Annotated in this window: 11 protein-coding genes; 8 read left to right on the forward strand and 3 right to left on the reverse strand. The window is 62.4% G+C overall.

Translation table 11 applies throughout. From position 1 onward, the window contains the following. The 6 genes from EPO09_RS16925 to EPO09_RS16950 all read left to right on the forward strand — a co-directional run. On the forward strand, nucleotides 1-445 hold a 445-nt coding region (locus tag EPO09_RS16925; RefSeq protein ID WP_290644727.1), incomplete at its 5' end, for a hypothetical protein. Next, entirely contained in the window at nucleotides 435-1196 is a 762-nt protein-coding gene (locus tag EPO09_RS16930; protein ID WP_290644729.1) for a phosphatase PAP2 family protein, read from the forward strand. The genes EPO09_RS16925 and EPO09_RS16930, both read left to right, overlap by 11 nt. After that, complete coding sequence (gene nadA, locus EPO09_RS16935) at nucleotides 1193-2338, forward strand: quinolinate synthase NadA (RefSeq protein ID WP_290644731.1); 1146 nt, start codon at nucleotides 1193-1195, stop codon at nucleotides 2336-2338. Before EPO09_RS16930 ends, nadA begins: the two co-directional genes overlap by 4 nt. Before the next feature lie 20 nt (nucleotides 2339-2358). Beyond that, the gene (gene nadC / locus EPO09_RS16940) at nucleotides 2359-3267 is read left to right on the forward strand and encodes a carboxylating nicotinate-nucleotide diphosphorylase (RefSeq protein WP_290644733.1); all 909 of its coding nucleotides are present in this window, start codon (nucleotides 2359-2361) and stop codon (nucleotides 3265-3267) included. Nucleotides 3268-3394: 127 nt separating this feature from the next. Next, nucleotides 3395-3679 (forward strand): late competence development ComFB family protein, encoded by a 285-nt coding sequence (locus tag EPO09_RS16945; protein ID WP_290644735.1) that lies wholly within the window; start codon nucleotides 3395-3397, stop codon nucleotides 3677-3679. A 133-nt stretch (nucleotides 3680-3812) separates the two neighbouring features. Further along, nucleotides 3813-4700, forward strand: coding sequence for a hypothetical protein (locus EPO09_RS16950; protein ID WP_290644737.1), 888 nt, complete (start codon nucleotides 3813-3815; stop codon nucleotides 4698-4700). A gap of 15 nt (nucleotides 4701-4715) precedes the next feature. Here the strand turns inward: EPO09_RS16950 and nadB are convergent, their stop codons facing one another. Both nadB and EPO09_RS16960 read right to left on the reverse strand, forming a co-directional pair. Continuing rightward, nucleotides 4716-6350 (reverse strand): L-aspartate oxidase, encoded by a 1635-nt coding sequence (nadB, locus tag EPO09_RS16955; RefSeq protein ID WP_290644739.1) that lies wholly within the window; start codon nucleotides 6348-6350, stop codon nucleotides 4716-4718. Nucleotides 6351-6471: 121 nt separating this feature from the next. After that, nucleotides 6472-7986: a glycosyltransferase family 39 protein gene (locus EPO09_RS16960; RefSeq protein ID WP_290644752.1), complete on the reverse strand. Its 1515-nt coding sequence runs from the start codon at nucleotides 7984-7986 to the stop codon at nucleotides 6472-6474. Nucleotides 7987-8159: 173 nt separating this feature from the next. Here EPO09_RS16960 and EPO09_RS16965 point away from each other — a divergent pair, with 173 nt between their 5' ends. Both EPO09_RS16965 and EPO09_RS16970 read left to right on the forward strand, forming a co-directional pair. Beyond that, on the forward strand, nucleotides 8160-9059 hold the full coding sequence (locus EPO09_RS16965; protein ID WP_290644741.1) for a neutral zinc metallopeptidase: 900 nt from the start codon (nucleotides 8160-8162) through the stop codon (nucleotides 9057-9059). 54 nt (nucleotides 9060-9113) lie between these two features. Continuing rightward, on the forward strand, nucleotides 9114-10091 hold the full coding sequence (locus EPO09_RS16970) for an NADPH:quinone oxidoreductase family protein (protein ID WP_290644743.1): 978 nt from the start codon (nucleotides 9114-9116) through the stop codon (nucleotides 10089-10091). Between the two features lie 12 nt (nucleotides 10092-10103). Here EPO09_RS16970 and EPO09_RS16975 read toward each other — a convergent pair whose 3' ends face one another. Further along, nucleotides 10104-11849, reverse strand: coding sequence for a hypothetical protein (locus EPO09_RS16975; protein ID WP_290644745.1), 1746 nt, complete (start codon nucleotides 11847-11849; stop codon nucleotides 10104-10106). Between the last annotated feature and the right edge of the window lie 222 nt (nucleotides 11850-12071).

Genomic DNA, 12071 nt, shown 5'->3' on the forward strand with positions numbered 1-12071 from the left:
CGACGTGTTGGTGCGCATGCGCGGCTGGCAGGAGGCTTTTGCTGATCTGGCGCCTGAACTGGAAGATCCTGTGGTCACGGGCCTGCCCGTGCTGACCGATTCGCGCCTGCTCATCACGGAGGCTGCCTACCACTGGCGCCGCTATAACGTGCAGACGCTCGCCTGGAACCCAAAACAACAGCGCCAGGATCATTACGAGATGACGCGCAGCCTGCCCAACAAGGTGGGCGCTGACGTGTTGCTGTTGACAAGCAACCCGAAGCCCGATGACATCACCAAGCGCTTCGCGATCATCCGTCCGATGAAGTCCACGACGATTGCCGTGGGGCCTGACCGCACCGTGGAAATGCACCTCTTCTTCCTGCGTGGCTTCCTGGGTTACGACCAGAAAACCTATCTGGAACAAAGCGGCGCCGACAAGCCTTCAGCCCCCGATGAACAGTGAGATCAGGCGCCGTTCGCTGCGTCATCTGGAAGAACCCGCCCCCGATGAGCTGGACACCAAGCTGATCTGGGCAGGTCTGTTCTTCTCGCTGGCGATCTTCGCGCAGTTCCCTGGCGTGGACTTGCTGGTGTCCGTGAACTACTGGAACGCCGAGCAAGGCTTCTTCCATCGCAACGACCCTGTGGTGCGTGCGCTGTACGACTGGACACCCTTGCTCGGGCGAACCTTGGTGGCTGTATTGGCCCTGTTTGCCATGCTGGCACCGCTGATAGCCCGCATCCTGCAAAAACGCGGCAGAGAAGAACAGGCACGCAACACGTTGGGGCCTTGGCGCCACCTCGCGACCCTGTCCGTCTGCTGTGCTCTGCTGGGCAACGGCCTGGTGATCGAAGGGCTGTGTAAAGGTCTGATGGGGCGCCCTCGCCCGGTACAAGTGGTGCAATTCGGTGGCGCAGACGTCTATCACGGCCCCTTTACCCCGGGCAGAGACACAGCCAATCACCGCAGCTTCGTAAGCAGCCATGCCGCTGCGGGCTTTGCCCTGATGAGCCTGGGCCTGACCTGCGGCCCTGTGTGGCGCCGTCGCTGGCTGTTGATCGGCACCATGGCTGGTGCAGCGATCGGCTTTGGCCGCATGCTGCAAGGCGGCCACTTTCTCAGTGACATCATCTTTGCCTTCTACGGCATATGGTTATCGTGCGAACTGGTAGCCTGGGCTGATAGAAAGCGACTTTCCCGTTCGACACCATGAGCTCCGCCCACACTGACGACCAAAGCGACGCCCAAACCGTCTCGTATGACTATGACCTGCAGGACGCCAGCGGCGCCACCTGCACGGCCCACGCCTGGGCCAAGGTGCCTGCCCCGCTGAGTGCAGACGCCAAGGCCGACATCAAGGCGCGCATCAAGACCTTGCTGAAAGAGCGCAATGCCGTGCTCGTGGCCCACTACTACGTGGACGGCGACCTGCAGGATCTGGCGCAAGAAACGGGCGGCTGCGTGTCGGACTCGCTGGAGATGGCCCGCTTCGGCCGTGACCACAGTGCCCAGACCCTGATCGTGGCGGGCGTGAAGTTCATGGGCGAATCCTCCAAGATCCTGAGCCCGGCCAAACGCGTGCTGATGCCCGATCTGGACGCCACCTGCTCGCTGGACCTGGGCTGCCCGGCCGACGACTTCATCCAATTCTGTGACGCCCACCCGGATCGCAAGGTCGTGGTGTACGCCAACACCAGCGCCGCCGTGAAGGCCCGCGCCGACTGGATGGTGACCAGCTCCTGCGCCCTGTCCATCGTGAGCCACCTGAAGGCACAAGGCGAGAAGATCCTGTGGGCGCCCGACCGCCATCTGGGCCGCTACATCCAGAAGGAAACCGGTGCCGACATGCTGATGTGGAACGGCGCCTGCATCGTGCACGACGAATTCAAGGGCCTGGAGCTGGACCTGCTCAAGAAGGATCACCCCAAGGCCCTGGTGCTGGTGCACCCTGAATCACCCGAGAGCGTGGTGGCCCAGGCCGATGTGGTGGGCTCGACTTCGCAACTGCTCAAGGCCGTGATCGAATCTGATGCGCCCGAGTTCATCGTGGCCACGGACAACGGCATCTTGCACCGCATGCGCCAGATGGCACCGAGCAAGGTGCTGATCGAAGCGCCGACGGCCGGCAACAGCGCCACCTGCAAGAGCTGCGCGCACTGCCCATGGATGGCCATGAACGGCCTGCAAGGCGTGCTGGACTGCTTGGAAAAGGGCGTGGGCGAGATCACGGTGGATGAAGCCATCCGCGTGAAGGCCCATGGCTGCATCGACCGCATGCTGGACTTCGTCTCGAAGAACCCTGCGGCCATCACCAAACCTGCGCAAGGCTTCGTGCCCAACATCGGCGCGGCCTGATTTACCCGAATCGATCCATCATGTTTGACCACAACGAGACCCTGCAAGAAGCCCGTGATCGCAATGTGCGCGACGCCCTGTTCGAAGACGTGGGCGTGTGCGACTGGACAGCCCAACTGGTGCCCGCCGACCAGCGCGTGAAGTCGCGCCTGATCGTGCGTGAAGAAGCCGTGCTGTGTGGCCGTGACTGGTTCGAGGCCTGTCTGTTCAAGCTCGACCCCAAGGCCAGCATCACCTGGGCCTATGCCGAAGGCGCCCTGATGTCGCCCGACACCGAGGTGTGCCTGATCGAGTGCGATGCACGCGCCATGCTCACGGCCGAGCGCCCAGGCATCAACTTCCTGCAGACGCTATCTGCTGTGGCCACCCTCACCCATCGTCACATGAAGGCGATTGAAGGCGCATCGCCCAATCCGCGCGGCTGCGTGGTGCTCGACACCCGCAAGACCTTGCCCGGCCTGCGTCTGGCGCAGAAATACGCCGTGCGCATCGGTGGTGGCGCGAACCAGCGCCTGGCCTTGTACGACGGCATCCTGATCAAGGAAAACCACATCGCCGCGGCCGGCAGCGTGACGGCCGCCGTGAAGAACGCGCAAGCTCTGGTGGCCGCGCAGGCCTCGCCCCAGCGCGAACAGATCACCATCCAGGTCGAGGTCGAAAACCTGGATGAACTGCACGAAGCACTGGCCGCTGGCGCACTGAGCGTCCTGCTGGACAACTTCGACTACGACATGATGCGTGCGGCCGTGGCCATGAACAAGGAACTGGCCAAGGGCGAAGCCCTGCTGGAAGTCTCGGGCGGCGTCACCCTGAATCAGTTGCGCGACATCGCCGTAACCGGCGTGGACCGCATCTCGATCGGCAAGCTGACCAAGGACGTGAAAGCCGTCGACTTCTCGCTGCGCGTGCTGGAGCGCATCGGCGCCTGATCACAGCTTGATCACTGCCGGCTGAAATTGGGCCAACAAGCCACGCTTAAAGGCCCATTTTTCACGACACAGGAAAGCCGGGCTGGGCGACACTGCCGTTTGTCTCGATAGGGATGACAAAATCGCCATGGCCGCCGACTTCACGACCCTGCATAACTATTACGAGAAACAAGTGGTGGACCAGGTCCTTGATCTGGCCCCGAACTACCCGCTTCTCAAGAAGGATCACCTGCCGGACGTGGCCTGTGTGGCACTCAATCGCCTGCCGCCACGCTACATCCGCCATCAGGTCGACCTGGCCTTTCACATGACCGAGAAAGAGCGACTGGACAGCGAACAGCTGATCCAGGACGCGGTCAAGTTCGCCTTCGAGTTCGTGCAGGCACGCTATGCCATGCGCGCCAGGCGCTGAAGTCTCGGCAGGCGCAGAGAGCACGCACACACCCGGGTTCGCCCGAGGCACACAAACCCGCATTTTGTCGACCCACCGACATCGTCGTCCGGTGGGCAGCGCCAGCATGGGCCACTTTCAACAGGAGTCGCCCATGTTCATTCGCCGACACTCCCTCGGGGCCGCCATCACCCGGCTGATCACGGCCCTGCTGGCCTTGTCACTGCCCGTTCACGCTGCCACCTCGGACTTCACAGGCAGCTACAAGGGCGGCTCGACCAGCTGCAACACCAGCTACCAGATCAAAGGCAAGGAGCCCGCCGATACCAGCCGGCATCCAGTCTTCATTTACATGGTGGGCACCAGCGACACCTACGACAACGCACAAGCGATGGCCGCCGTGCAAGGCATGGCAGACCGAGGCTATGTGGCTGCCACCATCCAGTACGCCAACTCGGCGATGGGCTACTGCAACACGCTGAGCACCCGCAGCAAGTGCGTCTTCGACCAGTCCAGCGCGCAGAGCGCCGTGGCCGCGCTGTGTTCACGCGATCAAGCCGATTGCAGCAAGGGCATCGTGGTGGGCGGCTTCAGCCAGGGCGCGCTCCTGGGCATTCTGTCGAAAAACTTCGACTCGCGCGTTGAGGCCGTCTATGCCTCGGGCGCACACAAGAACTACATCATCTACAACGTGAACGCCTGCGTGGGCAATGGCAACCGTGTTCTGCCCCAGAACAGGCTGCGCGTGATCAACGGCGAAAACGACATCTACGGAGGCGGCACCCAATCGACCGTGCGGGCCAGCAGCGTGGCTGTGAGCGGCTATTCATGCACCGGCACCAGTTGCCTGCAGCCTGATGGCAGCGGCTGGCGCATGGTGCTCAAAAGCGAGGTACAGGATGGCTCGGCAGACCACTGCTATCTTCGGGACAAGAGCTGCCTGAGCAATCAGAACAACCTGGACTCCGGCTGGCTCACCGGCACTGCCGCGTGGACCCTCAACGCCAACCTGGACTGGCTGACGCAGTTCACGGCCCACTGATGCGTCACGGCGCACTCAAGGCAACCAGGCGTCCTTCTTCTTGGGCTTCTTGCACAGGATGGTCGGGAAGCTGACCGGCAAGGTGCGCGGGTAGTCGCGGCTGAAATGCAGGCCGCGGCTTTCCTGGCGAGACAGGGCCGAGCGCACGATGAGCTCGGCGCAATCCACCAGGTTGCGCAACTCCAGCAAGTCGCGGCTGACGCGGAAGGCCGCGTAGTAATCGTCGATCTCGTGGCGCAGCAGCTTGATGCGGTGCAATGCGCGCTCCAGGCGGCGTGTGGTGCGCACAATGCCCACGTAGTTCCACATCACCAGGCGCAGCTCGTCCCAGTTGTGGGCGATGACCACTTCCTCGTCGGCGTCCGTCACCTGGCTTTCGTCCCACGCGGGCACCTTGGGCGCTGTAGTTGGAATCTGGCCTTGCACGTCTTCGGCGCACGTGCGGCCCAGCACCACGCACTCCAGCAGCGAATTGCTGGCCAGGCGGTTGGCGCCGTGCAAGCCGGTATAGGTGGTCTCGCCCACGGCATACAGGCCAGGCAGATCGGTACGGCCATGCAGATCGGTGACCACGCCGCCACAGGTGTAGTGGGCGGCCGGCACCACAGGGATCGGCTGCTTCGCGATGTCGATGCCCAGCGACAGGCAACGCGCGTAGATGGTCGGGAAGTGCTCTTTGAGGAAGGGCTCGCCCAGATGCGTGGCGTCCAGCCAGACGTGGTCGGCACCATGCTTCTTCATCTCGAAGTCGATGGCGCGGGCCACGATGTCACGCGGGGCCAGTTCGCCACGCTCGTCGTGGTCCTGCATGAAGCGGGTGCCATCAGGCAGGCGCAGGATGCCGCCCTCGCCGCGCAGGGCCTCCGTGATCAGGAAGCTGCGCTCTTGCGGGTGATACAGGCAGGTCGGGTGGAACTGGATGAACTCCATATTGCCCACGCGGCAGCCCGCACGCCAGGCCATGGCAATGCCATCACCGGTCGAGGTTTCAGGATTCGTGGTGTAACGGTACACCTTGCCTGCGCCACCAGTGGCCAGGACAACGGCCGACGCGGCCAGGGTTTCGACACGCTGTGTTTCGATGTCCAAAGCGTAGACGCCGTGGCAACGTTGAGCGTCTTGCTGCTCTTGTGCCGATTTTTTGAGATGGCGGTTGGTGATCAGGTCGATCGCCATCCACTTTTCACGCAACTGAATGTTGGGATGGCGCTTGACCTCGGCCAACAGCACGTCATGGATGGCCTTGCCCGTGGCATCAGCCGCGTGCGCAATGCGACGCACGGCATGGCCACCTTCACGAGTCAGATGCAGGCCCAACGGGCCATCGGGATCAGGTGAGAAAGGTACACCACGCGCCACCAGCCATTCAACGGCCTGCGCACTGTGGCGAGCGATGAATTCGGCCGTGTGTTCGTCCACCAGGCCGGCGCCAGCATCTTGCGTGTCACGCACATGCGAGGCGATGCTGTCGTCACTGCCCAGCACGCCGACAATGCCGCCCTGGGCCCAGGCTGTGGCGCCCTCTTCCAATTGGCGCTTGGCCAGCACGATCACGGGCTGGGTTTCCGCCAGGTGCAACGCAACCGTCAAACCGGCCAGACCGGCCCCGATGATGACAACAGGCAAGGACGAATCCGTCACAGCAGACATAGGTGAACCAAGGGCCTCGATGAACAGCTAAGGGTCAGCAGGAAGGGCCGATTCTATCCCTGCCCCCGGCCGCACCGGGTTGCCTGAGCGACATGTAGGGCCTCACGCCCGACGCCGCGCATCAAGGTGCACAGCGATTGGCGCCGCACAGGCGCTGGCAAAACACGCAGCCCTTGATCGGCAACCAGGCCGGGAAGCGGTAATAGCGTCGGTTGACCTCGGCCATGACCACCTCACGGTAAACGTCGAAGTGGAAGTTCACGCCCTCCACTGCCCAGAAAGGCGCGCCGTCCTGCTCGTAGCGCAACAAGCGCACCTGATCAAAATAGGGCCGGTAATCTTCCACCGAGGGCTCACGGGTCGCCATGACGCGGATCGTCTTGCCGTCCAGCGCGCGGTAGTCCACGGTCAGGTCATCCTGACGAGCGTGCACGCTACCCATGCCAAGCACGGGCACATGCGTCTTGGCGGCATAGCCAAAAATGGCAGCCGATGAATAACCGTTGGATGCCAGCACGATACCGGGAGCCTGCACCTGCTGCACCATCTGCTCGCTGCGTGCCGCCTCCACCAGGCGGTGGTAATAGCGGAAGTGCTGCCATTGATGCAAGCCCATCAGCGCCAAGGCCACCGAGGCCAGCAGATGCAGCACCAGGATCACGGTCAGGCCCTTGGCGGTGGCAGACAAGGCCTTGCCATCCGGCAAAGCCAGCGCCAGCAGCACGAAGGCGAAGGGATAGAAGCCCATCACCCAATGCAGCCCGATCACTTTCTTGGCCGACATCAGGCCAAACAAGAGCAAAGGCACCACGGCCACGCAAGTCAGCAAGGTGTGGCGACGAACCGTTTGCATCAAGGCGGCGCGATGCTGCCAGCCCATCCACAGCAGCACCGGGCTGATGAGGTAGGCCATCATGCCCACATAACTCAGCACCGTGTCCCACGAGGCCACCGCATCCTCATTGCGGTTGAACAGGTTGAACATGATGTTGGTCCAGCAGTGGTAGAGGTTCCAATGCAGGTTGACCGCCACGCCCGGTAAGGCACACAGCACCATCACGGCAAAACCACGCCAGCGTGCGCGGGCGAACAAGGCGAAGTACACCACGTAGGCCAGGCCCAGCAGCACCGCAAAGTACTTGGACAACATGGCCGCCGCCATGAACAAACCGCTGAGCGCATAGAAACGGTATGCCCGGCCACCACCCTGCCCTTGCGACACGGCATGCTCGGCACGGACCATCGCTGCAGCAGACCAGGCCGCCCACAGGATGAGCGGAGAGTCAGTGGCGATCATCGCGTTGAGCCAGTTGACCGGTGCGAGCCAATACAAAAGCACAGCCCAAGCCGCACGTTCACGACTCACCGGCGACCAGGCCCACCACATGGCCCAACCCACGCCCAGTGGCAGCAAGGTAGCTGGCATGCGCACTGCCCAATTGGCATCACCCAGCAAGGCTCGAGCCGCAGCCATCCACCAGGCAACCATGGGCGGGTGATCGTAATAGCCGTAGTCCAGAAAGCGTGCCCACCAATAGAACAAGGCCTCGTCACCGGTCAGGGGCAAGGCCGCCGACACCCACAGGCGCCACAGCAGCGAGCCAATCGCCACCAGCCACAGCCAGTTGGAAGGCATGCGCACCGTTGTGGAATGGTTGGGCTGAGAACCCGTGAAAGAGGACAGTCTGGACGTCGTCATAAGCCCCGCGATTCTAGGCGCCCAGATCAAGGACACCGGCAGACACGCCATGTGCAACTCGGACCTAGAATGCCCGCGAGGCAAGCACGCCGCATTTGAAGGACCACACCATGCGCTGGCAAGGCAACAGAGAAAGCGACAACGTCGAAGACGCGCGAGATGACGCTGGCGGTGGCGGCGGGCCAGGCATGTCTTTTGGCGGGAGAGGCATCGGCCTGGGCTCCGTGGCCGTGGCGCTGGTTGCCAGCTACTTCCTGGGCGTGAACCCGCTGACCGTGCTCAATATGCTCAACGGCGGAGGCGGCAGCCTGAGTTCATCGGCACCGCCCCATCAAGCTGCGGCCAGCCGGTCGCACGCGCCAGCCAACGACGAGCAAACCCGCTTTGTGCGCACGGTGCTCGCTGATACCGAAGACGTCTGGCAGGACGTGTTCAAACAAGCCGGCGGCCAGTACCGCAACCCCAAGCTCGTGCTGTTCAGAGGTTCGGTACCCACCGCCTGCGGCCAAGGTCAGGCAGCAACTGGCCCGTTCTACTGCCCGGGTGATCAAAAGGTCTACATCGACCTGGGCTTCTACGACGTGCTGCGTGACCGCCTGGGGGCTCCCGGCGATTTCGCCCAAGCCTATGTGATCGCGCACGAAGTCGGCCACCATGTGCAAAACCTGCTGGGCACATCGGCCAAAGTCGATGAGATGCGTCAGCGCCTGAGCAAGGTGCAGTACAACGCGCTGAGCGTGCGACTGGAACTGCAGGCCGACTGCTACGCCGGCGTGTGGGCCAACCATGCACAACAAGCGCGACAGATCATCGAAGCCGGCGACGTGGAAGAGGCCCTGAACGCCGCCACCCAGATTGGCGACGACACCTTGCAGCGCAACGCAAGCGGCCATATCTCGCCCGAGAGCTTCACGCATGGCACCAGTCAGCAACGCGTGACATGGTTCAAGCGCGGGATGGATTCCGGCGACATGCGTCAATGCAATACCTTCGCCAAGGATGCGCTTTGAGCCACGCGGCATCCATCAAAAAGCTCAACACAAGACCATAACGGAGACAACACCATGCAAACCTGGACCTGTACCGAATTGAGCGGCCCCGAAGCCCTGAGCTGGCAAGAAAGCCCCACGCCCGAACCGGGCAAGGGCGAAGTCCGCATTGCCATCAAGGCTGCCAGCCTGAACTTCCCTGACCTGCTGATCGTGCAAGGCAAGTACCAGATGCGCCCACCGCTGCCCTTCGTACCAGGCGCCGAGTTTGCCGGCGTGGTCGAGGCTGTGGGTGAAGGCGTCAAGCACCTGGCTGTGGGCACCCACGTGGCCGGCTTTGCAGGCACAGGCGGCTTCGGCACGCACACCGTCGCCTCGGCTGCCATGCTGATGCCGCTGCCGCCTGTGTTCTCGTTCGAAGATGCCGCTGCCTTCCTGTGCACCTACGGCACCACCTATCACGGTCTGATGGACCGCGCAGCACTCAAGGCCGGCGAAACCGTGCTGGTACTGGGCGCCGCTGGTGGCGTGGGCACCGCAGCCATCCAGATCGCCAAGGCGGCTGGCGCCAAGGTCATTGCCGCAGCCTCAACCGATGAAAAGTGCGCGCTGTGCAAGGAACTGGGGGCCGACGCCACCATCAACTACGTCAGCCAGAACCTGCGCGACGAACTCAAAGCCATCACCGAAGGCAAGGGCCCCGACGTGGTCTACGACCCTGTTGGTGGCGACCTGACCGAGCAGGCCTTCCGCTCGATCGCCTGGCGTGGCCGCCACCTGGTCATCGGCTTTGCCAACGGCCCCATCCCCGCTTTGCCGCTGAACCTGGCGCTGCTCAAGGGCGCCTCCGTGATGGGCGTGTTCTGGGGTGAATTCGCCAAGCGCGAACCGCAAAACAACGCCGCCTGCCTGATGCAACTGGCCGCCTGGTACATGGAAGGCAAGATCAAACCCGTGATCGAGCACAAGCTGCCCATGTCGCAACTGAAAGAAGCCTTTGCCTTGATGGGCTCGCGTCAGGTGCGTGGCAAGGTTGTGCTGGTCAACGGATGATGGCGCCAGTCATCACGGCAAAGGCTTGAGTTCACGGTACACGTGGCTGACGCTCACTTTGTTGGTGTTGTGACAGGCAAAGCAATTGGAGCTGGGTGCAGACGGCGAGGCACCTTGCGCAAACGTTTCCATGGTGGCATTGGCCAGATGGCTCGTGCCCACCTCGTTGCCACCGCTCGGTGCCGCGCCGCCTATGGTCCAGGTCGTACCTAGCTGAAAGTACTGCCTGCGCACATCAGCCACGTTCAATTGCGAAATCACGCTGGCGTTGGCAGAAATCACCTGCGTATTGAGACCAGCAGCGTTGGCAGGATTGCCACCGTCGTTGCTGCCCCAAGGCTTGGCACGCAAGACTGCCGCAGCACTCACCGGTGTGCCCGTGATCGCGCTGCCCGTCCAGCTGTTGCTCGTTACGTTGAACGGCCCTGATGACCCGCTTGGCGTGAACAACCAGCTACCCGTCGTGTTTTGGGCGATGGTCTTGGGACCGCTGGTCGAGTTATAGGCATACGTGGCATTGGGCGCATTGCCCAGATGCTCGAAAGTGCCCCACACCATCTCGCCATGCCCATTGGTCGAACCCACGACATGCAAGCCCAGCATCACCAGCTTCAAGGTAGCCTGTCCGTTGGGCACCCAGTTATTGGGGTTGCTCTTGTCGAAAGTCGGCACCACCGCGCTGACCTGAACATAGTCACTGGCGTTGGGCACGGTACTGGCATCCACCCAGCTCGATTTGGTCTCGATCGCCAAGGCATTGGGATCCTTGATCGTGTGGCCCTTGCCTGCAGCAAACGCGACCACGGCGCTGACATCCGCCGCCGTCATCGGAAAGGTCACCGGTGTATTGAACGGCAGCACCGCCGCGCCATGCATGCTGCGGTGATAGGCGAAAACATCATTCACAGCCGTGATGTAGTAGATCAAGGAACCGTTTTGCGTCAGTAACACGCCGCTATCGGCCTGCCCCGGCTCCACATCAATCACATTGCCGGCCGGATCAATGAAGATGGGGATCTTGCTGATGATGACCTTGCGCGACAGGATCGCCGAGGTAAAGGCCTTCACCGGCACCACTGTCGCATGCTGGCCAGGTGTCAGCACGATACGTTGGCGTATGGCCGGTTGCAAGATCAGCATCTTGGGTGTGAGTCGCGCGCCCTTGGCATCGAAGAAGGCCAAGGTGCCCTGCTCGGTCCGACTGACAGAAGATATCCTGGATACAGGCAGTGTCTTGCCATTCATCAGATGCAGCACCGGCGGCTTCTGGCCGGGCTTCTCGCGCTGCACTTCCACCACTTGCCCTGTGCGCGACATCACGATGGGCAGGCCATGCGGCCCCAGTTCCATTGCACGCAGGAACATGTTGATCGGCAAGCGCGGCGAGTTCTGGATGAAGGTGCGGCGCCCCGTGCTGTCCTCCGGGCTCACCGTGAAGAACTGCGGTGAGAACATGATGTGGCTGCCGCCGCCATAGCTCGCGGGCGCCGGCGAGGTCAGCCACAAGAACATCTGCTCAGTCCACTGGAAGAAGCCGCAATTGGGTATCAGTACGGCCGTGCTGTCCGCCGGTTTGACCACGCCGTTGAGCGTGACCGAACCGCTTTCGAAGAAGCCCGCCACCGTGGCTGGTGCAATCGGGCAGCCACCAGCAGCATCAGTAGGAACGGCTTGCGCAAAGGCACCTTGAGCAGCACCCAAAGCGGCCAGCAAGGCCCCGCCACGTAAACAACTTTGAAATGTTGAGGTCACTGTCATGATGCGCTCCTGAAGCTTGTATTCACGGCCTGAGACGGTCCGTTTGGACTGCCTGGCCATGATGGCTGGACTATAGGACTGCACCGCAGACTGCGCCCCCCAACGGTTAGGGAGCCAGCAGTCCAGAACGCCCCCCTAGTTCTGGCAAAGCGGCATGGCGCTGCACAGGCATCTCTGCACACGCATCGCATATGGCATGCTGTCCCGGCTCGCATCGTTATC

It is taken from the genome of Aquabacterium sp. (assembly GCF_004297345.1).
Lineage (GTDB): Bacteria > Pseudomonadota > Gammaproteobacteria > Burkholderiales > Burkholderiaceae_C > Aquabacterium.

Excerpts from the sequence above, each read along its gene's own strand:
- EPO09_RS16930 (WP_290644729.1), top strand. The coding sequence starts at position 435 with ATGAACAGTGAGATCAGGCGCCGTTCGCTGCGTCATCTGGAAGAACCC.
- nadA (WP_290644731.1), top strand. The coding sequence starts at position 1,193 with ATGAGCTCCGCCCACACTGACGACCAAAGCGACGCCCAAACCGTCTCG.
- nadC (WP_290644733.1), top strand. The coding sequence starts at position 2,359 with ATGTTTGACCACAACGAGACCCTGCAAGAAGCCCGTGATCGCAATGTG.
- EPO09_RS16945 (WP_290644735.1), top strand. The coding sequence starts at position 3,395 with ATGGCCGCCGACTTCACGACCCTGCATAACTATTACGAGAAACAAGTG.
- EPO09_RS16950 (WP_290644737.1), top strand. The coding sequence starts at position 3,813 with ATGTTCATTCGCCGACACTCCCTCGGGGCCGCCATCACCCGGCTGATC.
- nadB (WP_290644739.1), bottom strand. The coding sequence starts at position 6,350 with ATGTCTGCTGTGACGGATTCGTCCTTGCCTGTTGTCATCATCGGGGCC.
- EPO09_RS16960 (WP_290644752.1), bottom strand. The coding sequence starts at position 7,986 with ATGCCTTCCAACTGGCTGTGGCTGGTGGCGATTGGCTCGCTGCTGTGG.
- EPO09_RS16965 (WP_290644741.1), top strand. The coding sequence starts at position 8,160 with ATGCGCTGGCAAGGCAACAGAGAAAGCGACAACGTCGAAGACGCGCGA.
- EPO09_RS16970 (WP_290644743.1), top strand. The coding sequence starts at position 9,114 with ATGCAAACCTGGACCTGTACCGAATTGAGCGGCCCCGAAGCCCTGAGC.
- EPO09_RS16975 (WP_290644745.1), bottom strand. The coding sequence starts at position 11,849 with ATGACAGTGACCTCAACATTTCAAAGTTGTTTACGTGGCGGGGCCTTG.